The following is a 23,364-nucleotide window of genomic DNA, read 5'->3' as shown; positions in this document are numbered from 1 at the left end:
TCGATGCCTGTACTGTACCGCATTCTGTTGCGCTAGTGAATTTTTGCCATTGGATGGGGCACAAAAATGATGCTAATTTGCACGAATCTAGTCGAGCGGCAGGCCGTCGACAAACACTTTCAATTCGCCGGGCGCAAACTCGGTCCAGGTCTCGTTGGTGGTCAAGGGCGCCGTCACGATCACCGCCACCCGGTCGGCGGGCGTGGTGTGCTGGGCAAAATCGACGCTGACGTCTTCGTCGGACAACTGGGCAGTGTTGAACGGATGCTGGCGCACCACGTAGCATAATTTGGTCGAGCAATGGGCGAACAGGGCGTCGCCCGACGAGAGCATCAGGTTGAACACGCCGTGGGTGGCGATCTCGGCCACCAGCTCTGCCAGCGCCACGCGCAAGGCCGGCAAGGCGGGCGCCGTATCGCCGAAGCGGCGCCGCAACTGCTGCAGCAGGTAACAGAAGGCCAGTTCGCTGTCGGTGTTGCCGACGGGGCGGAAGGCGCCGTCGAGCACGGGCGCAAACTGCTTGAGGTCGCCATTGTGGGCGAACACCCAGTAGCGGCCCCACAGTTCACGCACGAAGGGGTGGCAGTTCTCCAGCGCCACCTGGCCCTGGGTGGCCTTGCGGATGTGGGCGATGACGTTCTTCGACTTGATGGGAAAACGCTTGATCAGGTCGGCGACGGGCGAGGCCACGGCCGACTGGTGGTCGACGAAATGGCGCACGCCGGCCCCTTCGAAAAACGCGATGCCCCAGCCGTCATGGTGGGTGTCGGTCTGGCCGCCGCGCAGGGCGAAGCCGGTAAAGCTAAAAACAATGTCGGTAGGGACATTGCAGTTCATTCCGAGGAGTTGGCACATGGGCAAAGCGTAACATAACGACGCCTGCCCGGTTCACATCATGCGGTCAATTATGCGAAATCGTGCATAACGGGGGCGAAAAAAAAGCGAACCCGCAGGTTCGCTTGTCGCTGCCATCAGTGCAGCAGCACGGGTTGGTGCATCAACACATCGTAGGACCCCAAAAAGTCGTCGATTTCTTCCATCGTCGGCTCGCTGGCGATGAGATTGTTGACATCGCGCCTGAACGACTGGGCAAGCTTGCCACCGATAAACGCTTCGCGCCGGCCGGACTTGTCGACGATTTCATAGCCGCCGAAGCGCAAGGCTTCGAGATCGCGGTCCACGCCGAACTCGACGACGCTGTACTGCTCGCTGTTGTAAATCATGTTCATGCTGACTCCTTAGCTCGACCAGACGAAATGGGGGATCACTGCGCTCCGGCCTCTTGCTACCGAGGTGGGGCCACCGGGACTGATTTCAAGCGTTGGCGCGTCCTGCGGGGGTGCCAGGCTGCGCTTAACTGCTCAGATCCGGGGTCAGTGCCAACAGCTGATCGTATGGCGGTGCCAGCAGCCACGATCGCAACTGATCAAGGTGCTCCGTCGACGCCAAGCCGATGAACAATCGTGCCGGACGGCGCCGCATAATGCGATTTAATGTTACACGCAAAACCAGGTTGCCGCTGCAGCACAGGCAACCGGGCGCGATGCGCACGGCGCCGAGATGGTCGGGGAGGATGGTGTGGCCGCTGGGCATGCCTTCGAGCAAAATGGCGGCGCCGGGCGGCGCGGCCGCGGCGATGGCCTGCTCGCGCGCTGCCGCCGAGGCGCCCGTCACCAGGGTGGTGAGCACGGGCGCGGCGGCCTCGACAATCAGTGCACTCAGACGTTCTTCTTGGCCAGCTTGCCCGGCTCGACGCCCAGTTGCTTGAGCTTGCGGTACAGGTGCGTGCGCTCGAGCCCGGTTTTTTCCGCCACCCGGGTCATGCTGCCCCCTTCGCGGCCCAGGTGATGCTCGAAATACATGCGCTCGAAGGCATCGCGCGCTTCGCGCAGGGGCAGATCGAAACTGAGCGCGTGACCGTGCGTGTCGCCGGCACCGGCCGCGCCCATGCGCGGGGCGATGCCGGCGCTTTGCATCGACGGCGAAGCGAACAGGCCGGGGCTGCCCACGGCGTGATGCTCTTCCGGCTGGGGCGGCGCCAGCGGACGGCTGGGCACCACCACGGGCGCGCGCGCCACTTCCTGCGCCCGCGTCAGGCCTTGCTGGACCGCCTTGAGCAGTTTTTGCAGGGCGATGGGCTTTTCGAGGAAATTGAGGGCGCCGATGCGGGTCGCCTCGACGGCCGTGTCGATCGTCGCATGGCCGGACATCATGATCACCGGCATCGTCAGCAAGCCGTCGCGCTGCCATTCCTTGAGCAGGGTCACGCCGTCCGTGTCGGGCATCCAGATGTCGAGCAGCACCAGGTCGGGCGCGCCGGCATTGCGGGCATCACGCGCCTGCTGGGCGTTTTCCGCGAGTTGAATTGCGTGGCCTTCATCGCCGAGGATCTCCGAAAGTAATTCCCGGATCCCCATTTCATCATCAACTACGAGAATGTTTGCCATCTCTTTTCCTGCCTTCCACGATATAACGCCGAAAAGGCTGCGCCGTACGCAGCCGTCGAAAAGCCATGCCACCTGTGATTGTATGGTCGATTCGACCTTTATGCCAAACGTGCAGCCTCAGGCGCTAACTTTAACAGCAAAATCAGGACGGACGCACCGCTTCCGTCCTGGCGATTCTGAATATCGATCCGTCCCCCATGTTCGTCGATGATTTTCTTCACCATCGGCAGGCCCAGCCCCGTGCCGCGCACCTTCGACGTCACGTAGGGCTCGAACGCGCGCGACAGGATGCGCGGCGCGAAGCCGGGCCCGTTGTCGACGATGGCCAGCCGCACCGCGGTGGCCTGGCCGCCCTCGGCGCTGTCGAAATGGATCGTCTCGGTGGTGACGTCGATGCGCGCCGGCGGCGCATCCGGCCCCCGCTCGCTCATCGCATCCTGGGCATTCTGCAGCAGATTGTGGATCACCTGGCGCAACTGGGTGGCGTCGCCCATCACCGCCGGCAGGTCGCGCGCCAGGCTGACGTGGATGATGTCGCTGTCGTCGCCGGCCAGGTACAGGTCGAGGATCTGGCGGATCAAGCCGTTCAGGTGCAGCGGTTCGAGCACCGCCGGCGGCGCCTTGGCGTAATCGCGGAAGTCGTCGACCATGCGCTTCATGGCGTCGACCTGGTTGACGATGGTGGTGGTGGCGCGGTTGAGCAGCTCCAGGTCGGCGCCGGTCACCTTGTGCTCGAGCTTCATCTGCAGGCGCTCGGCCGACAGCTGGATCGGGGTGAGCGGATTTTTGATCTCGTGGGCCAGCCGGCGCGCCACCTCGCCCCACGCCACCGAGCGCTGGGCCGAGATCACGTCGGAAATATCGTCGAACACCACGATGTAGCCGTTGCCGGCGCCCACCGGCAGGCGCGAGCCGCGCGCCAGCAGGGCGATGTCATGGTCGTCGCTGCTGCCGCTGCGGCGCGGGATCTCGATCTCCTGCTGCCAGTGCGAACGGGGCTTCTTGCCGACCCCGGCGCTGGCCGCCGCCGTCTGCGCGCTCTGCGCCGAAAACGCCCGGGTGATGGCGGCGGCGAACACGTCGAGGCCCTCGATCTCGTGCAGGGCGCGGCCCAGGTAGCTCTCGCCGATGTCATGCAGGAGAATGCGTTCGACGGCGTCGTTGGCGCTGACGATGATGAACTCGGCGTCGAGCACGATCACCCCCGCCGACATGTTCGCCAGCACCGATTCGAGGTGGGCCTTGGCGCTTTGCAGGGCGGCCCGGTTGCGCTCGACGGCGCTCCTGGCCTCGAACAGCTGGCCCGTCATGGTGTTGAACGACTGCGTCAGGGTGCCCAGTTCGTCGCGCGTCTGCACGATCGGCCGCGGCGACAGGTCGCCCTCGGCCACCGCGCGCGTGCCCTCGGCCAGCACCAGCAGGGGCTGGGCCAGGTTGGAGGCGATCAGGAAGGCGCTGGCAATGGCGCCGAAAATGGCCAGCAGCAGCGTCAGGCTGAGCGTTTCGATGTACATCTTGCGCAGGCCCACCCGCGCCAGGAAGCGCGTCTGGTACTCCGAATAGGCGTTGCGCAGCACCTCGGCGTTGGTGGCCAGGTTGACCGGCACCGACTGCACCAGTTGCAGGTAACGGGGCGCCACGCCGGGCGGATCGGGCACCAGCAGCACCACCCGCAGGCGCAGGCCGGTGGCGGCGTCGAGCGCGTCGGGCGGGGCCACGGCGCTGGCGGCGGCGGCGCTGTCGGTGAAATCGCGCTCGATCCCCCCTTCCGACTGGGCGAAGCCGCGCGGCATGTTCGCCTGCCGCAGCATGGCCACGGTGGGCAAGTCGGCCACCAGGTCGACCTTGCGGCTGTCCGACGACGACGCCAGCAGGCCGCCGTTGGCGTCGACCAGCATGGCGCTTTGCATGCCGTCCTGCTCGTCGACGATGCGGTTGAGGATCACCTGGGTGGCGCCGCCGTCCTGGCCCGACAGGGTCAGGGCGGCCACATTCGCTTGCGAGCCCAGTTCGGCCAGCGCCTGATCGAGCGCGGCCACGCCCAGGTTCAGGCCCGACTTGAGGGCCGCCTCGATCTTCACGTCGAACCACGATTCGATCGAGTGAGAGACGAACTGCACCGAGACGACGAAGATCACCAGGCCGGGCAGGATGCCGATGGCGCCGAACAGCAGCACCAGGCGCGACATCAGGCGCGAGCCGAACTTGCCGGCCCGGTAGCGCGAGTACAGGCGCCACAGGGCCACCACGACGAACACCACCAGCATGGCGGCCACCGCCGCGTTCAGGCCCAGCAGCCATGAATAGTAGCGGTCGAAAAATCCCGAGTTGTCGGAGGCCGAGGCGAGCAGGAACAGCAGGATGCTGCCGACGGCGCCGCCGACCATCACGCCATAACGCAAAGCTTGTTTCACCGGCTACTCCGCCCTGTACATGAAGGTCCTGCGGCCGGAACTGAGCTGCCAGCCGGCGTTGTTGATGGCGTTGACCTGCAAGGGCTTGAGCAGCGCCTGGCGGTCCATGAACATGCGCAGGCTGACCGTGTAGGTCTCGCCCTGCTTGAGCGCGCCACGGGGGCCGATCACCCAGCGGCCCGGCCGGCGGATCGTCAGCAAGGCCTCCTCGAGCGTGGGATAGCTCTGGTAGATACTGCCGGCCACCTGCACATTGTACTTGCGCATCAAGGGGTTATACCAGATGTTGATGGTGCGCCGCTCGGCGATGGCCTTGTCGTCGGCCCAGTACCAGCGTGGCCGGGTCAGTTCGATTTCAGTGGTGAACGACAGCTTGATGCCCGCCAGCAGGGCATCCTCGAGGTCGTGGGTCAGGTCGAAACTGTAGCTCGCCTGCAGCTTGTAGCCCTCGTCGCTGGCCTCGATGTGCGCATGGACGATATCGACCGTGTCGGCCGCCAACGCCTGGGCGCACGCGAACAACAGCAGCAGCTGACAGGCGAGGAGACGAAAAAATCGGGTTGTCACAAGGGGACCGGAGCCTTCATAAATTGCACTTCCAAGCGCCCCACCGGGCCTGCATGACAGGGCGCGTTGCGACGCTGCCATGGAGGGTGGGTGGCGCGCGCATCAATCAGGACCGGTCATGCGGCACGCTTCTGGAACAAGGCGTAGAACAAGCCATCGTGATCCTCGGCGGCACCCCCGGTCGGCAACAGTTGGCCCGGCGCCTCCAGCCGCAGGGCACCATGGCGCTGTGCGAACGCGGCCGCCTGCGCCTCCGATTCCTGGGGCCAGAGTGAACAAGTCACGAACAGCAATTTACCATCGGGCCGCAGCATCTGCCAAAGGTTGTCGAGAATTTTGGATGAAAGTGTTGCAAGTTGGAGCGCGTCGCCTTTCCTGCGCAACCAGCGAATATCGGGGTGGCGGCGGACGATGCCCGACGCCGTGCAGGGCACGTCGGCCAGGATGCGGTCGTAGCCTTCGCCATCCCACCACACCGTCGTTTGCGCTTCGAACGCCTTCAGGGTGGCGTGCAAACCGAGCCGCTGCAGATTGTCCTCGACCCGCAGCAGGCGCTTGGGATCGGCGTCGATGGCCGTCAGATCGAGCTCGGCCAGTTCGAGCAGGTGGCCCGTCTTGCCGCCGGGGGCGGCGCAGGCGTCGAGCACGCGCATGCCGTCACGCACGTCGAGCAGGGGCGCGGCCAGTTGGGCGCCGGCGTCCTGCACCGAGCACAGGCCCGCCTCGAAGCCGGGAATGAGCTGCACGCCGATCGGCTTGTCGAGCCGTACCGCTGACGGGCCGATCTGGCGCGCGCCGATGCCGGCTTCGCTCAGCGTGCGCAGGTAATCGTCGACGCTGGTCTTGCGGCGGTTCACGCGCAAGGTCAGCGGCGGCTGGGCATTGCCGGCCGCCAGGATGGCTTGCCAGTCGCGCGGATAGGCCGCGCGTGCGGCGTCGATCCACCATTGCGGGTAGTTCCATTGCGCCACCGGCTGCGCCAGCGCGGTCGCCAGCAGCGCCTCGCGCTCGCGCAAAAAGCGCCGCAGCACGGCGTTGACCATGTTTTTTGCATGCGCCATGTCCGGGTGCGAGGTGGCCACCGTCACTGCCTGGTCGACCACGGTGAAGGCCTCGTAGGGGGCGTCGGCGCCGTCGAGCGGGTCGATCAGGGTCAGCGCGCAGCACAGCAGCGCGGCCAGCATGGGCGGCTCCGGCGCCTTCGAGGTCATCAATCCCAGCAGCGTTTCCGACCGGCCCAGCTGGCGCATGGTGCGATAGGCGATGTCCTGGATCGCCCCGCGCGCCTGCGGCGTGGCCTGGGTGACGCCGAACGCCGTCGTCAACGCTTGCGGCAAGGTGGTGCCGCTGCGCACCTGGGCGACGGCGTTGGCCGCCCCCAGCAGGCACAGCGCCAGCGAATCGGCCTTCAGGCGGGGCAGGTAGCCCGGCTGCAGCACCGGTTTGACGTCGTAGCTGGCGCGCAGCGCCGATGCCGGGGCGGGCTCGGGGGCGCGCGTCGGCGCCCGCTCGGGCGCGGCCGTGGGCGTGGCCGGGCGGGCCGCCGGCGCTTTCGGGCCGCCCCACTTGCTGGCGGGGGCGCCGGCCGGGGTGCTGGCGGGGGTGCTGGTCTTTCTCGGGCCGCCCCACTTGCTGGTATCGCCAGTGGCGCGGGCGCCGGCGCGCTTGGCGGGGGCGGATTTGATCGAGAGCGTGGGGCGCTTGACTGTCATGGGACTCTTTGGCGTGTGCGCGCGGTGCTGTGCGGGCGGGAAGAAAGGCGCCATTTTAACGGGTCTGCCCGTTCCACCGCGCATTCGACGGCAATATAAGGGGCCGGCGCCGTCTTTGTTTGTCTTGCCTTTACACCAGGCAAGCTATTTCAGCCCCGCCAAACCAGTATAATGGCGCTTGCCTTGCGCGCTCGTTCAGGCCGTCCCAGAGGGCGGCGTGAACACGCTGGCGCGCTGCGGCGGCCCGCCCGGCGCCGGCTTTTTCCATGACTCACCCTGACCGATTGTTTGCCCATGCTCGCCCAACAAAAAAATGATATCGCCGCCCTGATCCAGGCCGCCCTCGCCCCCTTCGTCGCCGGCACCGCCCTGTCGCCAAGCGTGGTGCTCGAGCGACCGCGCGATCCGTCGCACGGCGACGTCGCCTGCAATATCGCCATGCAGCTGGCCAAACAGCTGAAAATGAACCCGCGCGAACTGGCAACCGGCATCGTCGCGGCCGTGCTGGCCGATCCCGCCGCCGCCGGCCTGGTCGAGTCGGCCGACGTGGCCGGTCCCGGCTTCATCAATCTGCGCGTGGCCGCCGCCGCCAAGCAGGCGGTGGTACGTGCCATCATCGAACAGGGCGAGCAGTTCGGCCGCAGCGCCAGCGGCGCCGGCAAGAGCGTGATCATCGAATTCGTCTCGGCCAACCCGACCGGGCCGCTGCACGTGGGCCACGGCCGCCAGGCCGCGCTGGGCGACGCCATGGCATCGCTGTTCATCTCCCAGGGCTATGACGTCACCCGCGAGTTCTATTACAACGACGCGGGCGTGCAGATCCAGACCCTGGCCAACTCGGTCCAGGCGCGCCTGAAAGGCCACGCGCCGGGCGACGCCGGCTGGCCCGAGTCGGCCTACAACGGCGACTACATCGCCGACATCGCCGCCGACTTCAAGGCCGGCAAGACCGTCGCCTGCAGCGACAGCGCCCCCGTCACCGCCAGCGGCGACGCCGACGACATCGACTCGATCCGCGCCTTCGCCGTTACCTACCTGCGCAACGAGCAGGACATCGACCTGCAGGCCTTCGGCGTCAAGTTCGACAATTATTTTCTCGAGTCCTCGCTGTACAAGGACGGCAAGGTCGAGCAGACCGTCGCCGCCCTGATCGCCTCGGGCAAAACGTTCGAGGAAGGCGGCGCCCTGTGGCTGCGCACCACCGACTACGGCGACGACAAGGACCGCGTGATGCGCAAGTCCGACGGCACCTTCACCTACTTCCTGCCGGACGTGGCGTATCACGTCAATAAATTCCAGCGCGGTTACACCCAGGCCATCAACGTCCAGGGCAGCGACCACCACGGCACCATCGCCCGCGTGCGCGCCGGCCTGCAGGCGGTCAACATCGGCATCCCGCAAGGCTTCCCCGACTACGTGCTGCACAAGATGGTCACCGTCATGAAGAACGGCGAAGAGGTCAAGATCTCCAAGCGCGCCGGCTCCTACGTCACGGTGCGCGACCTGATCGAATGGTCGGGCAACGGCGACATCGAACGGGGCCGCGACGCCGTGCGCTTCTTCCTCATCTCGCGCAAGGCCGACACCGAATTCATCTTCGACGTCGACGTCGCCCTCAAGGAAGGCGACGAGAACCCCGTGCTGTACGTGCAGTACGCCCACGCGCGCATCTGCAAGATGCTCTCGCTGTGGACCGGCGGCGACGAGGCCAGCCTGGTCGACGCCGACCTGGCGCCGCTGACGGCGCCGTCCGAGACGGCCTTGCTGGCGACCCTGGCGGCCTACCCGGAAATGCTGGCGCGCGCCCAGGTCGAGCTGAGCCCGCACCAGGTGGCGTTCTATCTGCGCGAACTGGCGGCCAATCTGCACAGCTTTTATTTTGCCGAAAAAGTGCTGGTCGAGGACGAGCACCTCAAGCGCGCCCGCCTGGCGCTGGTGGTGGCGACGCGCCAGGTGCTGCGCAACGGCCTGGCCATGATCGGCGTGTCCGCGCCGGCCCAGATGTAACGCGCCCTGGTCAATCACCTAGTCTCCCTTCCGTCAAGGCACCCATGCGAACCTCAGCACCCGCGCGCCAGCAAGGCTCCACCCTCACCGGCCTGATCATCGGCCTGATCATTGGCCTCGGCATCGCCGTCGCCGTCGCCCTGGCCATCACCAAGGGCGCCACGCCGTTCACCGACAAGCAGGCCAAGCCGGCCCGGGTCGACACGCCGCCGGGCCAGGCCAGCGATCCGAACAAGCCGATGTACGGCAACAAGGAATCGGTGCGCGAAGCGAACAAGCAGTTTGCCGACAAGCCGAAGGCGGCGCCTGCCGCCGTCCCGGACGCCCCGGCTGCGCCGGTGGCGCCAGCAGCACGGCCGGCACCGGCCGAGGCCGATCCGCTGGGGCGCGCCATCGCCAACCTGAAAGAGCCGGCCGAGCCGAAACCGGCGAAGGCGGCGGTGGCGGCCGACCATGAACTGGCGCGCGTGGCCGCCGCCCGCGCCGAAACCACGGACGAGGGCAAGGTGGTGTACTTCCTGCAAGCGGGCGCCTTCCGCGAAATGGGCGACGCCGAAAACACCCGCGCCAAGCTGGCCCTGCTGGGCTTTGAAGCGGCCATCTCCGACCGCAACAGCGACGCCGGCGTCCTGCACCGCGTGCGTGTCGGTCCCTACGGCCAGGTCGAATCGATGAACAAGGCCCGTGCCAAACTGATCGACGCCGGTGTCGATGTCGCCATCGTGCGCAACCAAAAATAAGGATCCAGATCATGCGTTCGCTCCCTGCCCTGCTGGGCGCCGTGCTACTCGGGCTGGCCAGCCTCGCCGCGAGTGGCGCCCGCGCCGCCGACTATAAAAGCGGCACCCACTACCTGACCTTGCCAGAAGCGCAAAACACCGACGCCGCCAACAAGGTCGAAGTCACCGAATTTTTCGCCTACTACTGCCCCCATTGCGCGCGCTTCGAAGCGTCGCTGCAGGCATGGGCGAAAAACAACGCGGCCAGTATCGTGTTCCGCCGCGTGCACGTCTCCGGTGGCGGCGCCGTCGCCGTCCAGCAGCGCATCTTTTATACCCTCGACGCGCTCGGCATCGTCGAGGCCAACCACCAGAAGGCCTTCGACGCCATCCACGTCGAGCGCAACCGCCTGGCCACCGAGGAAGCGGCGTTCGAGTGGGCGCAAAAGGCCGGCATCGACCGTGCCCGTTTCGTCGAAGCGTGGAACTCGTTCGGCGTGCAGGCCAAACTGCGCCGCGCCAACGCCATGATGGCCGCCTACCGTGTCGACTACTGGCCGGTGGTGGCCATCGACGGCCGTTTCATGACCTCGCCCTCGCTGGCGGGCGAGGCCGACAAGGCCCTGCAGACGGAAGAGCAAATGCAGCAAGGCGCCCTGCAGGTGATGGACTTCCTGGTCGCGAAAGCCAAAGCGGAAAAGAAATAGGCGATGGCCGAGCACAGCGCAAGCCTGTCGGCCGCGGCGATCGCGGCCCACCGCAGCACGCCTGAACGGATCGACATCGAGGTGGTCGCCGAGACGGGATCGACCAATGCCGACCTGATGGCGCGCGGCGCCGCCGGCACCATAGGCGCGCCCGTGCTGCGCATCGCCGAGCACCAGAGCGCCGGACGGGGCCGGGCCGGGCGCAGCTGGCTGTCGGCGGCCGGCGACTCGCTGACCTTTTCGCTGGCCTGGCGCTTCGCCGGCGCGGACGGGCCGCAGCGCCTGTCGGGCCTGCCGCTGGCGGTGGGCGTGGCGCTGGCCGAGGCGCTCGCCGGCCAGGGTGTGCCGGTGCAGCTGAAGTGGCCGAACGACCTGCTCAGAAACGGCGCCAAGCTGGCCGGCATCCTGATCGAAACGCAAACCAGCGCCGGCGCGACCCTGGCCGTGATCGGCGTCGGCCTCAATCTGCGCATGCCCGATGCGCTCGAACAGCAAATAGGCCGCCAGGTGGCGGCCGCGCCATGGCTGGCGCGGATGGACCGCAACGCCCTGGTGGCGCTGCTGCTCGAGGCGCTGGCCGCCACGCTGGCGCAATTCGAGCGCCACGGCTTCGCCCCCTTCGCCGCCCGCTGGAACGGGCTTCACGCCTGGGCCGGCGAGAAGGTCGCCATCATCGATCACGGCGTCACCTTGCAGCAGGGCCGCGCGGCCGGCGTCGACGACAGCGGCCGCCTGCTGCTCGACACCGACACGGGACGGGTGGCGATCGCCGCCGGCGACGTCTCGCTGCGCCTGGACGCCATTTAAGATGCTGCTGCTGATCGACGCCGGCAATACGCGCATCAAGTGGGCGCTGGCGCCGCTGGCCGCCGCCGCCGGCGACTGGCTGGCCGATGGCGCCGTCGCCCACGCCGCCTTGGGCGAGCTGGCCACTGCCTGGCGCGCGGCGGGCGCGGCGCCCACGCGCGCGCTGATGTCGAACGTGGCCGGCATCGCCATGGCAGACCAGCTCAGGGCGGCGCTGGCCGAGATCGCGCCCGGCGTGCCGCTCGAAACGTTCGTGGCCACGGCCGAACGCGCGGGCCTGCGCAACGGCTACCGCAATCCCGCCCAACTGGGCAGCGACCGCTTCGCCGCCGCCATCGGCGCGCACACGCTGCTGCCGGGCCAGGCGGTGATCATCGCCACCTGCGGCACCGCCACCACGGTCGACGCGATCGATGCCGACGGGCGCTTCGTCGGCGGGATGATTTTGCCGGGCCTGGGCCTGATGGCCTCTTCGCTGGCGCGCAATACGGCGCAACTGCCGCAGGTGCTGGCCAACGCCGCCCTGCCGACCGGCTTTGCCGACAATACCGATGACGCCATCCTGGCCGGCTGCGTGGCCGCCCAGGCCGGCGCCATCGAACGGGCGGTGGCGCAGGCGCACGCCGCCACCTGCCTGCTCTCGGGCGGGGCCGCCCGCTACATCGGCCCCGCCTTGCGGGTGCCGCATCGGCTGATCGACAATATCGTGCTGCTCGGGCTGCACGCCGCTTCTCTTTCGAAAGAATAAACCGTGCTCAAATTCGCCCTCTGGTCCCTGCTCGCTCTCAATGCGCTGCTGCTGGCATACAGCCAGGGCCTGTTCGGTCACGGCGAAGAGCACGAACCGGCGCGCCTGAAGAACCAGCTCAACGCCGGCGCGCTGCGGCTGGTGCCGGCGCCGGCCCCGCTAGCCCCGCCGGCAGCGGCACCGCCGCTCGCGCAAGAAGCGCCCGTGGCCACGCCCGCCGTCATCGCCTGCCTGGAACTGGGCAGCTTCGGCGCGACCGAGGCACGCCGCTTTGAAACGCGCCTCGCGTCGCTGCAACTGGGCGAGCGCATGAAGCGCCTGTCCAGCGGCGGCGCCGATCCGACCAGCTACATCGTCTATATTCCGCCGCAGGCGAGCAAGGAAGGCGCCGATAAAAAGGCGGGCGAGCTGAAAAGCCTGGGGGTCAGTGATTTTTTCATCATGAACGACAGCTCGACCATGAAATACGCCATTTCACTGGGGGTGTTCAAGTCGGAGTCGGCGGCGCAAAGCACGCTGGCCGCGCTCGTGAAAAAAGGCGTGCACAGCGCGCGCCTGTCGCCGCGCGGCGGCAGCCCGGCGCGCCTGAGTTTCCAGTTCCGCGCCATCGACGACACCGAGCACGGCAAGATCGACAAGGTGGCCGGCAGTTTTCAGGATGTCGACAGCAAGGCCTGCAAGTAATATCGACTATTGCACCGCCGCGGCGCCACTGCGTTTGACCACCAGCGCCTTGACCGCCAGCCCGGCCGGCAGCGCCGCGGCCGCTTTCAGGGCGTCGTCGCGGCTGGCGAAGGGGCCGCCGAACAAGCGGTGCAAAGACCCGGCCTGGACGATTTCGACCAGTTCGACGATGCCGGTGGCGAGTACGCGGGCGCGCGCCTCGGTGGCGTTGGCGAGCTGGCTGAAAGCGCCCAACTGCAAATAAAAGCCGTCGCTGGCGACTGGCGCGGCGCTGCCGCGGGCGAGCGCGGCGGGGTCGCCGCCCATCACCGCCAGCACCTCGGCCGACTGCGCCGATACGGCCGACGACACCAGCGTGGCATCGGCTTGCGCGATGGTCGGCATGGTCGCCAGCGCCACCGGCGCCGGCGCATTGCGGCGCGCGCTGGCGCTGCGCGCGCTGTCCTCGGGCCGCAGGCGCTCGATCTCGACTTCATGGCTGCCCTTGCCCAGCAGGCCCAGTTTCAGGGCCGCCGTGTACGACACGTCGATCACGCGGCTGGAGTGGAACGGGCCGCGGTCATTGACCCGCACTACCACCGATTTGCCCGTCTCGACGCTGGTCACCCGCGCGAACGAGGGAATCGGCAGGGTCGGATGGGCGGCGCTCATCAGGTACATATCGTAGAGTTCACCGGACGAGGTGCGCTGGCCGTGGAATTTTTTGCCGTACCAGCTGGCCACGCCGCGCTGGACAAAGCTGCTGTCGCCGCCCAGCGGCGTGTAGGTTTTGCCAAACACCACATACGGTTTATTGCCGTAGCGTGACAGCACCTCGCTCTTGACGATCGGGTCGGGCACGTCGTACAGGCCCGGTGGCGGGTTCTCGCCAGGGCCGTCGTCGAGGTAGTAGCCGCCGCGACCGGAGCCGGCGGCGGGCATCGCCGGCAGGCGCGGATCGAGCTTGCCATGCTTGGCGACGGGGGCGTTCGGCGCGGGAAACGGCGACATGCGCACGTGGCCGTCGCTGGCGCAACCGGCCAGCGCCAGCGCCACCAGCACGGCCACGGCGCGCGCGAGCGGGCGCCTCATGTCTGCACCAGCTTGCGGTTGTGCTGAATGCTCATCAGGATGCCGGCGCCCAGGCCCAGCGTGAACAGGGCGGTGCCGCCGTAGCTCATGAACGGCAGCGGCACACCGACCACGGGCAGGATGCCGCTGACCATGCCCATGTTCACAAACGCGTAGGTAAAAAAGATCATGGTGATGGCGCCCGCCAGCAGGCGCGTAAACAGGGTGGGCGCATTGGCGGCGATCATCAGGCCGCGGCCGATCAGCAGCAAATACAGGAACAGCAGCACCAGGATGCCGATCAGGCCGTACTCTTCGGCGAACACGGAAAAGATGAAATCGGTGGTGCGCTCGGGGATGAATTCCAGGTAGGCCTGGGTGCCCTTGTGGTAGCCCTTGCCCGTCAAGCCGCCCGAACCGATGGCAATGGTCGACTGGATGATGTGAAAGCCCTTGCCCAGCGGGTCGGAGGTGGGGTCGATCAGCGTCATCACCCGCTGGCGCTGGTAATCGTGCATCACCGACCAGGCCACCGGCAGGCTGGCGCCGACGGCCACCACCAGGCCGGCCAGCGCTTTCCACGACAGGCCCGCCAGAAAAATCACGTAGAAGCCCGAGGCCAGCACCAGCAGCGCGGTGCCCAGGTCGGGCTGCTTCATGATCAGGCCGACGGGAATGAACAGCAGCACGGCGGCGATCAGGAAGGCCTGCCAGCGCAGCATGCCCGAGCGCTGCTGGAAGAACCACGCCAGCATCAGCGGCATGGCAATCTTCATGATTTCGGACGGCTGGATGTCGAAGCCGATGTGCAGCCAGCGGCGCGCGCCCTTCTTGATGATGCCGAACATGAACACGGCCACCAGCAGGGCCACGCCGACCGTGTAGATCGGTACGGCAAAGCGCATCAGGGTCTGCGGCGGCACGTTGGCCGCCATCCACATCACCAGGAAGGCGAGCACGATGTTACGGATCTGTCCTTCGACGCGGCCAGGAAAATCCATGCCGGCCGAGGTCAGCGTCAGCAGTCCCGTCGACAGCAGCAGGAACAGGATGATGGCCAGCGGGCCGTCGAAGACGGTGAAGTAGTGGCGCGTGCGGCGCCACAGCGAGCGGCGTTCCTGGAAGGCTGACATATTATTCCTTGTTCCCCGGCGTTTCGCCGCCGGGCTGGAAATCGCTGTTGACGCCGGCCGGCGCTTCCACCGGCAGCACCGCCGGGTCTTCCTTCGGCACCGGCAGGCGGGTCTTGTCGCCGGGGCGCTTGCCCAGCAAATAAAAGTCGAGCGCCTTGCGCACGATGGGGGCGGCGATGGTGGCGCCGAAGCCGGCGTTTTCCACCACCACGGCAATGGCGATGCGCGGCTTGTCGGCCGGCGCGAAGGCGGTAAACAGGGCGTTGTCGCGCAGTCGCTCGGGGGTGGCGGCGGCATTGTATTTACCGCCGCGCAGGCCGACCACCTGGGCGGTGCCGGTCTTGCCGCCGGCCGTGTAGCCGGCGTTGCGGAAAGCGTTAAAACCGGTGCCGCTCTGGTCGGTGATGACGCCGACCATGGCGCGCTTGATGATGTCGATGTTTTCCTGCCTGAGCGGGATGCGCCCGCTGTTCCTGGCCACCGTCAGGGTGCGCGCGCGGGTGCCGCCGTCTTCGATGATCTTGACCAGGTGCGGCTTCATCACCACGCCGTTGTTGGCCAGGGTCGCCATCGCATGGGCCATCTGGATGGGCGTGTAGGTGTTGTAGCCGTTGCCGATGCTGATCGAGATGGTGTCGCCGCCGACCCACTTGTTGGTCTGCTTGGCCTTTTTAAAACGCTCGCGCTTCCAGTCCTGCGACGGCAGCACGCCGATTTTCTCGTGTTCGAGGTCGATCCCGGTGATCTGGCCGAAGCCGAACGGCTTCATGAAGTCGTGCAGGCGGTCGATGCCCATCTCGTTGCCAAGCTGGTAATAATAGGTGTCGCACGAGACCACGATCGAGCGGTACATGTCGATGTAGCCGTGGCCGCCCCGCTTGTCATCGTTGAAACGGTGCCCGCCCAGCATGAAAAAGCCGGCGTCGTTGATGCCCTGCTCCGGCCGGCGCAGGCCCAGTTCGAGCGCCGCCAGCGCCATGTAGGGCTTGAAGGTGGAACCGGGCGGGTAGGTGCCCGACAGCGGGCGGTTCATCAGGGGCCGGTCGAGCGAGGTATTGAGCTCGTTCCAGCTGGCGCTGTCGATGCCGTCGACGAACAGGTTCGGATCGAAGCCGGGGCGCGACACGTAGGCCAGCACGTCGCCCGTTTCCGGCTCGATGGCCACGAGCGCGCCGCGGAAGTCGCCGAAGGCCTCTTCCACCACTTTTTGCAGCTCGATGTCGATCGACAGGATCAGGTTCGCGCCCGGCACGGCCGCCGTGCGCGCGAGCGTGCGAATGGCGCGCCCGCCGGCCGAGCGCTCGACCTGCTCGTAGCCGGTCTGGCCGTGCAGCTGGCGCTCATAACTCTTTTCCAGACCTTCCTTGCCGATATGGTCGGTGCCGCTGTAGTTGGCGGCGTCATCGAGGTTGTCGATGGCGGCGGCCTCGTTGGCGTTGATACGGCCGATGTAGCCGATCACGTGCGAGGCCACCTCGCCCAGCGGGTACTGGCGAAACAGGCGCGCCTGCACTTCGACGCCGGGAAAGCGGAACCGCTGGGCGGAAAAGCGCGCCACTTCATCGTCCGTCAGGCGGGTGCGCAGCGGCACGCCCGTGAACGAGCGCGACTCTTCGAGCAGGCGCTTGAAACGCTTGCGGTCTTTCGGCTCGATCTCGACCAGCTTGGCGAGCTCGTCGATGACGGACTCCAGGTTGTTCTCGAGCTTCGACGGCGTGATCTCGAGCGTGTAGGCCGAATAATTGCGGGCCAGGACAACCCCGTTGCGGTCGAGGATCAGGCCCCGGTTGGGCACCACCGGCACCACCGCGATGCGGTTTTCCTCGGCCTGGGCCAGGTATTTGTCATGGTGGATCACCTGCAGCCACACGAAGCGCGCCACCAGCAGGCCGAAGCAGAGGAACACGAACAGCACGACTGCCGTCAGGCGCATCCGGAACAGGTGGATTTCGCGGTCGTTGTCTTTAATTTCAGTCATCGGTGCAGGTCAGCCTCAAATCGGCCGGGTGTGATCGCGGTCGACCGCGCGGCGCTGGGGCGCCAGCAGGATCCAGGTGACGATCGGCCACAGGGCGACCGCCACCACGCTCTCGATGAACTGGGCCCAGCCGGGAAATTTTCCCGCCACGATGAAGCGCACCAGCACCTGCACGCACTGGGTCAGCAGCAGCAGCGGGAACACGTGCAAGGCCTGGGTCAGCACGGGGAACCACAGCACGCGGCGGTGAATCATGATGGCCAGGTAGGACAGCAGCGTGTAGGCCAGCGCGTTCTCGCCCAGCAGGGTCGAATCGTGCACGTCCATCATCAGCCCCATGAAAAAGGCGATGCCGATGCCCACCTTGCGTGGCTGGTGGATGCCCCAGAACACCAGCACCAGGGCGACGAAATCGGGCACCCCCAGCCAGTGGCCCCAGGGCAGCAGGTTGAGCATGAAGGCACCCATCAGGCTCACGCCGATGAACAGCGGACTGACCGGTTGCAGGATGTAGTGGGGGCGGTTCATGGGGTCTTGACGGCAGGCGTGGCGGTGGCGGGCGGGGGCGGGGTCAGCGCGGCGGACGGCGCCGGTGGCGCTTCTTTCGGCGGCAGCGGCGCCACGTTCTCCAGCGGCGTCATTTTCGGCAGCGCCTTCTTGCCGGCCACCTTGGGCGCTTCCGGCGCGGGGCGCGGCAGCACGTCGGGCGCGGCCATCAGGATCAGCAACTGGCGGTTGCGGTCGATGCCGGCCAGCGGCTGGCACACCACGCGGCCGAACACGCCGCCGGCATTGCTCTCGACCTGGATCACCTTGGCCACGGCCAGCCCGGCCGGATAAATGCCGTCCATGCCGGAGGTGATCAGCACGTCGCCGACGACGATGTCGGCGTTGGGGGCGACGAAGCGCAAGTCGAGCACGCCCGACTGGCCGCGGCCGTAAGCGACGCTGCGCAGGCCGTTGCGCAGCACCTGCACGGGAATGGCCTGCTCGCGGTCGGTCAGCAGGGTCACTTCGGCGGTGAAGGGGAACACCCGGGTGACCTGGCCGACCACGCCGGCGTTGTCGATCACGGGCAGACCCAGGGCGACGCCCTGGCGGGTGCCGCGGTCGAGCACCACCTTGCGGCTGGCGGGGTCGCGGGCGTCGTAGAGGATTTCGCTCATCATCGATGTGACGGGCAGGTGCTCGCGCGCGCCCATCAGTTTTCGCAACTGGGCGTTTTCCGCCATCTGGAGCTGCGCTTGCTGCATCAACTGGGCGCTGGCCATCTGCGTGCTTTTGAGCTCGCGCACTTCTTTCTGCAGGGCCGACAGGGTGGAGAAATAGCTGCCCATGTTGACACTGGCGTCACGCGGCACCAGCGCCAGCATCTGCAGGGGATAGAGCACGGTGGCGGCGCCCTGGCGCACCAGGTCGAGCACGTGCATGCGGGCGTCGAGAACGAGCAGCGCCACTGAAATGCATGCGAACACCGTCACCTTCACCCGCGCAGGGGCGCCCTGTTTGAATAACGGCGGGGGACTATATTCCATGACTTCCAGTGCAAACCGCGGGGCCGGGTTGTAGCGGACCCGCAATATCGAACACGAATCCGGCGCGGCGCCGGATCACAGGCCAGCTCAACTCAAGTCATTACTCGTACGAGAAGATCGAACCGAGTTTGTCCATGCGCTCGAGCGCCATGCCGGAGCCGCGCACCACGCAGGTGAGCGGGTCTTCCGCCACCAGCACGGGCAAGCCCGTCTCTTCCATCAGCAGGCGGTCCAGGTCGCGCAGCAGCGCGCCGCCGCCGGTGAGCATCATGCCCTTCTCGGCGATGTCGGCGCCCAGTTCCGGCGGGGTCTGCTCGAGGGCGTTCTTGACGGCCGAGACGATGTTGTTGAGCGGGTCGGTGAGCGCTTCGAGGATTTCGTTGGACGAAATGGTGAACGAGCGGGGAATGCCTTCGGACAGGTTGCGCCCCTTGACTTCCATTTCCTTCACTTCCGAGCCGGGGAAGGCCGAACCGATGGCCTTCTTGATGGCCTCGGCGGTCTGCTCGCCGATCAGCATGCCGTAGTTGCGGCGGATGTAGTTGACGATGGCTTCGTCGAACTTGTCGCCACCGACCCGCACCGAGCCCTTGTAGACCATGCCGCCCAGCGAGATGATGCCCACCTCGGTGGTGCCGCCGCCGATGTCGACCACCATCGAGCCGGTGGCCTCGGACACGGGCAGGCCGGCGCCGATGGCCGCGGCCATCGGCTCCTCGATCAGGTAGACCTGCGAGGCGCCCGCGCCCAGCGCCGATTCGCGGATGGCGCGGCGCTCGACCTGGGTCGAGCCGCACGGCACGCAAATGATGATGCGCGGGGACGGACGGAAAAATTTCGAGTCGTGCACCATGCGGATGAACTGCTTGAGCATCTGCTCGGTAACGGTGAAGTCGGCGATCACGCCATCCTTCATGGGCCGGATCGCTTCGATATTGCCGGGCACCTTGCCAAGCATCTGCTTGGCTTCCTTGCCGACCGCCTGGATGGTCTTTTTGCCATTCGGGCCGCCTTCCTGGCGAATTGCCACCACCGAAGGCTCATCGAGAACGATGCCCAGGCCACGCACGTAAATGAGGGTATTGGCGGTGCCCAGGTCGATGGCCAGGTCGTTGGAAAAATAACTGCGTAAAAAACCAAACATGTGTGTCCTGATGCGCAGGCGAATGCGCGAAACATTGATAGGGAACTGCGGAAAGCGTTTCCCCCGGTCGCCGGCGCGAAGGCGCGCAAAATACGGTGGGCTGGCGGGGTGGTCTTGCGGCGGCAGCGTGTATACAGTACCGGCAACGCAATAGCCCGCCATTCTACCTTATAATTTGCCTGTTATCTGCTGAAAAGCCCTTCATTTGCAGGGCCCGGCGACGCCTGATTCGACGGGATTGCCAAGGTTTTATGCCTGTTTAGCGCCGCGTTGTATAAACTTCACCCTTTCTCCAATCACTCGAACGCGGCCCGCGCCGCGCTACCTTCTATGTCCCTGACTCTCGCAGATGTGAAACGGATCGCCAACCTGGCCCAACTCGACATGGACGACGCGCATGCCGCCGTCGCGCTGGGCGAATTGAACGGTATCTTCGCGCTGGCCGAGCAGATGCAAGCGATCGATACGGAAGGCGTGGCCCCCCTGTCGCAACCGCTGGCGGCCGTGCTGGGCAATTTGCCGCTGCGCCTGCGCGACGACGTGGTCACCGAAACCGACCACCGCGACGCCTACCAGGCGCCGGCGCCGGCCACCGCCGACGGCTTGTACCTGGTGCCCAAAGTGATCGAATGAGCGCAAAGCGCCAAGATCACCGCATCGATTGTTCCATTCGCACCACCTTGCCGTCACCCGAATCCAAAGCCATGCACACAAAAACCCTCAAGCAGCTCTCCACCATGCTGCACGCCAAAACCATTTCGTCGACCGAACTGACGCGCCACTATCTCGCGCGCGCCCAGGCCAGCGACTTGAACGCCTTCCTGCACATCGATGCCGACTTGTCGCTGGCGCAAGCGGCAGCGGCCGACGCCCGCCTGGCCGTCGGCGGCGGCGGCCCGCTGACGGGCATCCCGATCGCCCACAAGGACATCTTCGTCACCGAAGGCTGGCGCTCGACGGCCGGCTCGAAGATGCTGGCCAATTACGTCAGCCCGTTCAACGCCACCGTGGTCGACAAGTTCGCCGCCGCCGGCATGGTCACGCTGGGCAAACTCAATTGCGACGAATTCGCCATGGGCTCGTCGAACCAGAACTCGGCCTTCGGCGCCGTCAAGAATCCGTGGGACCAGCTGGCCGTGCCGGGCGGCTCCTCGGGCGGCTCGGCGGCGGCGATCGCCGCCCGCCTGGCGCCGGCCGCCACCGCCACCGACACGGGCGGCTCGATCCGCCAGCCCGCTTCGTTCTGCGGCGTCACCGGCATCAAGCCCACCTACGGGCGCGTGTCGCGCTTCGGCATGATCGCCTTCGCCTCCTCGCTCGACCAGGGCGGCCCGATGGCGCAGACGGCCGAAGACTGCGCCATGCTGCTCAATGAAATGGTCGGCTTCGACACGCGCGACTCGACCAGCCTGACGGCCGAGCAGGGCAACCTGCGCGAAGACTTTACCCGCGAGCTGGCCACGCCGCTGGCGGGCCTGCGCATCGGCGTGCCGAAAGAGTATTTTGGCGAAGGCCTGGCCAGCGACGTCGAAAGCGCCGTGCGCGCCGCGCTGGCGCAGTTCGTCCAGCTGGGCGCCACCCTGGTCGACATTTCGCTGCCGAAAACGGCGCAGTCGATTCCCGTCTACTACATCATCGCCCCGGCCGAAGCCTCGTCGAACCTGTCGCGTTTTGACGGGGTGCGCTACGGCCACCGCGCCAGCGACTACAAGGACCTGGCCGACATGTACAAAAAATCGCGCGCCGAAGGCTTCGGCGCCGAAGTCCAGCGCCGCATCATGGTCGGCACCTACGTGCTGTGCCACGGCTACTACGACGCCTACTACCTGAAGGCGCAAAAGATCCGCCGCCTGATCGCCGAAGATTTTCAGGCCGTGCTGGGCAAGACCTGCGACGTCATCATGGGGCCCGTCGCGCCCACCGTGGCGTGGGACCTGGGCGAGAAGACCGACGACCCGGTGGCGGCCTACCTGGCCGACATTTTCACCCTCTCGACCAGCCTGGCCGGCCTGCCCGGCATGTCGATCCCGTGCGGCTTCGGCCAGGGCGAAAAAAACGCCAGCCGCCCCGTCGGCCTGCAAATCATCGGCAATTATTTTGCCGAGGCGCGCCTGCTGGGCATCGCCCACCAGTACCAGCAAGTGACCGACTGGCACGCGCGCGCCCCTGCCGGCATCTAGTCAGAACTGAACCGAACAGAACAGAAGAAGGAATCACCATGCAATGGGAAGTCGTCATCGGTCTTGAGAACCACGTGCAGCTCACCACCAACTCGAAAATCTTCAGCGGCAGCGCGATCCGTTTCGGCGCCGCGCCGAACACCCAGGCCAGCCCCGTCGACCTGGCGCTGCCGGGCGTGCTGCCGGTAATGAACCGCGGCGCCGTCGAGCGGGCCATCCGCTTCGGCCTGGCGGTGGGTGCGACCATCGCGCCGCAGTCGATCTTCGCCCGCAAGAACTACTTTTATCCGGACTCGCCCAAGGGCTACCAGATCAGCCAGTTCGCCGATCCCGTCGTCATCGGCGGCGAGGTCAGCTTCGGCTTTGAAAAAGACGGCAAGTTCGAAACGCGCACCATCAACCTGACCCGCGCCCACCTGGAAGAAGACGCCGGCAAGTCGCTGCACGAAGACTACCAGGGCATGACCGGCATCGACCTGAACCGGGCCGGCACGCCCCTGCTGGAAATCGTCTCCGAGCCGGAAATGCGCAGCGCCCAGGAAGCGGTGGCCTACGCCAAGGCCCTGCACTCGCTGGTGGTGTGGCTCGGTGTTTGCGACGGCAATATGCAGGAAGGCTCGTTCCGCTGCGACGTCAACGTCTCCGTGCGCCCCGTCGGCCAGGTCGAATTCGGCACCCGCTGCGAAATCAAGAACCTGAACTCGTTCCGCTTCATCGAGGAAGCGGTCAACTACGAAGTGCGCCGCCAGATCGAGCTGATCGAAGACGGCGGCAAGGTCCAGCAGGCCACCCGCCTGTGGGACCCGGACAAAAAAGAGACGCGCTCGATGCGCAGCAAGGAAGACGCGCAGGATTACCGCTATTTCCCGGACCCCGACCTGCCGCCGCTGGAAATTTCGGAGGAATGGATCGCGCGTGTGAAGGCCGACATGCCCGAACTGCCGGCGGCCATGCGCCTGCGCTTTATTGGCGACTACGGCCTGCCGGAATACGACGCGCTGATCTTGACGTCCTCGCACGAGATGGCCTCGTACTTCGAGGCGGTGGTGGCGATCGCCGGCCAGGCCAACGCCAAGACGGCGGCCAACTGGCTGATGGGCGAAGTGGCGTCGACCCTGAACAGCGCCGGCGTCGACATCGCCGACTCGCCCGTGGAAGCGACGCAACTGGCGCTGCTGCTCAAGCGGATCGCCGACGGCACCGTCTCGAACAAGATCGCCAAGGAAGTGTTCGCGGCGATGTGGGCGGCGCAATCGAACGACGCCGCCATTGCCGACCTGATCATCGACCAGAAGGGCTTGCGCCAGATTTCCGACAGCGGCGCGCTCGAAGCGATCATCGACGAGGTGTTGGCCGCCAACGCCAAGTCGGTCGAGCAGTACCGCGCCGGCAAGGAAGCGGCAATCAACGCGCTGATCGGCCAGGCCATGAAGGCGTCGAAAGGCAAGGCCAATCCGGCCCAGCTGACGGAACTGCTCAAGAAAAAGCTCAGCGCCTGATGGGCCGGGGACAGGCCGCCGCGCCTGTCCCCC

At 66.5% G+C, this 23,364-nt stretch carries 22 protein-coding genes; 9 read left to right on the top strand and 13 right to left on the bottom strand.

The annotated features are described in order from the left end of the window. Positions 1–87: 87 nt before the first annotated feature. From ACP7EY_RS13405 to rsmB, 7 genes are all read right to left on the bottom strand, one after another. Positions 88–855 carry a class II glutamine amidotransferase gene (locus ACP7EY_RS13405; RefSeq protein WP_426194303.1) on the bottom strand — a complete coding sequence of 256 codons (768 nt, stop codon included), beginning with the start codon at positions 853–855 and terminating at the stop codon, positions 88–90. 116 nt (positions 856–971) lie between these two features. Continuing rightward, positions 972–1,229 carry a BTH_I0359 family protein gene (locus ACP7EY_RS13400; protein WP_426194301.1) on the bottom strand — a complete coding sequence of 86 codons (258 nt, stop codon included), beginning with the start codon at positions 1,227–1,229 and terminating at the stop codon, positions 972–974. Positions 1,230–1,353: 124 nt separating this feature from the next. Continuing rightward, positions 1,354–1,689, bottom strand: a complete 336-nt coding sequence (locus tag ACP7EY_RS13395) for a GTPase (protein WP_426194299.1) — start codon at positions 1,687–1,689, stop codon at positions 1,354–1,356. Between the two features lie 29 nt (positions 1,690–1,718). Next, entirely contained in the window at positions 1,719–2,447 is a 729-nt protein-coding gene (locus ACP7EY_RS13390) for a response regulator (RefSeq protein ID WP_426194297.1), read from the bottom strand. A gap of 98 nt (positions 2,448–2,545) precedes the next feature. Further along, the gene (locus ACP7EY_RS13385; RefSeq protein ID WP_426194295.1) at positions 2,546–4,861 is read right to left on the bottom strand and encodes an ATP-binding protein; all 2,316 of its coding nucleotides are present in this window, start codon (positions 4,859–4,861) and stop codon (positions 2,546–2,548) included. Positions 4,862–4,864: 3 nt separating this feature from the next. Continuing rightward, positions 4,865–5,428: a DUF4390 domain-containing protein gene (locus ACP7EY_RS13380; RefSeq protein WP_426194293.1), complete on the bottom strand. Its 564-nt coding sequence runs from the start codon at positions 5,426–5,428 to the stop codon at positions 4,865–4,867. Positions 5,429–5,544: 116 nt separating this feature from the next. Continuing rightward, the gene (gene rsmB / locus ACP7EY_RS13375; protein WP_426194291.1) at positions 5,545–7,140 is read right to left on the bottom strand and encodes a 16S rRNA (cytosine(967)-C(5))-methyltransferase RsmB; all 1,596 of its coding nucleotides are present in this window, start codon (positions 7,138–7,140) and stop codon (positions 5,545–5,547) included. 294 nt (positions 7,141–7,434) lie between these two features. Here rsmB and argS point away from each other — a divergent pair, with 294 nt between their 5' ends. From argS to ACP7EY_RS13345, 6 genes are read left to right on the top strand one after another with little or no spacing between them, the layout of a single operon-like run. Further along, positions 7,435–9,147, top strand: a complete 1,713-nt coding sequence (gene argS / locus ACP7EY_RS13370) for an arginine--tRNA ligase (RefSeq protein WP_426194289.1) — start codon at positions 7,435–7,437, stop codon at positions 9,145–9,147. A gap of 44 nt (positions 9,148–9,191) precedes the next feature. Next, entirely contained in the window at positions 9,192–9,887 is a 696-nt protein-coding gene (locus ACP7EY_RS13365) for an SPOR domain-containing protein (protein ID WP_426194287.1), read from the top strand. An 11-nt stretch (positions 9,888–9,898) separates the two neighbouring features. Next, complete coding sequence (locus tag ACP7EY_RS13360) at positions 9,899–10,573, top strand: thiol:disulfide interchange protein DsbA/DsbL (protein WP_426194285.1); 675 nt, start codon at positions 9,899–9,901, stop codon at positions 10,571–10,573. A gap of 3 nt (positions 10,574–10,576) precedes the next feature. Further along, a complete protein-coding gene (locus tag ACP7EY_RS13355) occupies positions 10,577–11,380 on the top strand; it encodes a biotin--[acetyl-CoA-carboxylase] ligase (protein ID WP_426194283.1) in 804 nt (267 codons plus the stop codon). A 1-nt stretch (position 11,381) separates the two neighbouring features. Then, complete coding sequence (locus ACP7EY_RS13350) at positions 11,382–12,128, top strand: type III pantothenate kinase (protein WP_426194281.1); 747 nt, start codon at positions 11,382–11,384, stop codon at positions 12,126–12,128. Positions 12,129–12,131: 3 nt separating this feature from the next. After that, on the top strand, positions 12,132–12,812 hold the full coding sequence (locus tag ACP7EY_RS13345) for an SPOR domain-containing protein (protein WP_426194279.1): 681 nt from the start codon (positions 12,132–12,134) through the stop codon (positions 12,810–12,812). 6 nt (positions 12,813–12,818) lie between these two features. Here ACP7EY_RS13345 and ACP7EY_RS13340 read toward each other — a convergent pair whose 3' ends face one another. The 6 genes from ACP7EY_RS13340 to ACP7EY_RS13315 all read right to left on the bottom strand — a co-directional run bounded on the left by ACP7EY_RS13340 (position 12,819) and on the right by ACP7EY_RS13315 (position 19,652). After that, positions 12,819–13,883 carry a septal ring lytic transglycosylase RlpA family protein gene (locus ACP7EY_RS13340; RefSeq protein WP_426194277.1) on the bottom strand — a complete coding sequence of 355 codons (1,065 nt, stop codon included), beginning with the start codon at positions 13,881–13,883 and terminating at the stop codon, positions 12,819–12,821. Next, entirely contained in the window at positions 13,880–14,995 is a 1,116-nt protein-coding gene (gene rodA / locus ACP7EY_RS13335; protein ID WP_426194275.1) for a rod shape-determining protein RodA, read from the bottom strand. Before rodA ends, ACP7EY_RS13340 begins: the two co-directional genes overlap by 4 nt. Position 14,996: 1 nt before the next feature. Then, the gene (gene mrdA, locus ACP7EY_RS13330; protein ID WP_426194273.1) at positions 14,997–16,973 is read right to left on the bottom strand and encodes a penicillin-binding protein 2; all 1,977 of its coding nucleotides are present in this window, start codon (positions 16,971–16,973) and stop codon (positions 14,997–14,999) included. 15 nt (positions 16,974–16,988) lie between these two features. After that, entirely contained in the window at positions 16,989–17,501 is a 513-nt protein-coding gene (mreD, locus tag ACP7EY_RS13325; RefSeq protein WP_426194271.1) for a rod shape-determining protein MreD, read from the bottom strand. Continuing rightward, a complete protein-coding gene (mreC, locus tag ACP7EY_RS13320; protein ID WP_426194269.1) occupies positions 17,498–18,508 on the bottom strand; it encodes a rod shape-determining protein MreC in 1,011 nt (336 codons plus the stop codon). The genes mreD and mreC overlap by 4 nt, the downstream gene beginning before the upstream one ends. A gap of 100 nt (positions 18,509–18,608) precedes the next feature. After that, entirely contained in the window at positions 18,609–19,652 is a 1,044-nt protein-coding gene (locus ACP7EY_RS13315) for a rod shape-determining protein (protein WP_099915654.1), read from the bottom strand. Between the two features lie 330 nt (positions 19,653–19,982). Here ACP7EY_RS13315 and gatC point away from each other — a divergent pair, with 330 nt between their 5' ends. From gatC to gatB, 3 genes are all read left to right on the top strand, one after another. Then, a complete protein-coding gene (gene gatC, locus ACP7EY_RS13310; protein ID WP_426194267.1) occupies positions 19,983–20,285 on the top strand; it encodes an Asp-tRNA(Asn)/Glu-tRNA(Gln) amidotransferase subunit GatC in 303 nt (100 codons plus the stop codon). A 71-nt stretch (positions 20,286–20,356) separates the two neighbouring features. Next, entirely contained in the window at positions 20,357–21,832 is a 1,476-nt protein-coding gene (gene gatA, locus ACP7EY_RS13305; RefSeq protein WP_426194265.1) for an Asp-tRNA(Asn)/Glu-tRNA(Gln) amidotransferase subunit GatA, read from the top strand. Then, positions 21,802–23,331, top strand: coding sequence for an Asp-tRNA(Asn)/Glu-tRNA(Gln) amidotransferase subunit GatB (gene gatB, locus ACP7EY_RS13300; protein WP_426194500.1), 1,530 nt, complete (start codon positions 21,802–21,804; stop codon positions 23,329–23,331). The genes gatA and gatB overlap by 31 nt, the downstream gene beginning before the upstream one ends. Positions 23,332–23,364: the final 33 nt, after the last annotated feature.

The organism is Massilia sp. DWR3-1-1 (assembly GCF_049898325.1).
Classification (GTDB): Bacteria; Pseudomonadota; Gammaproteobacteria; order Burkholderiales; family Burkholderiaceae_D; genus JAFCUW01.
Note: the sequence above shows the minus strand (reverse complement) of the source record. Positions and strands in the feature narration are given on the sequence as shown.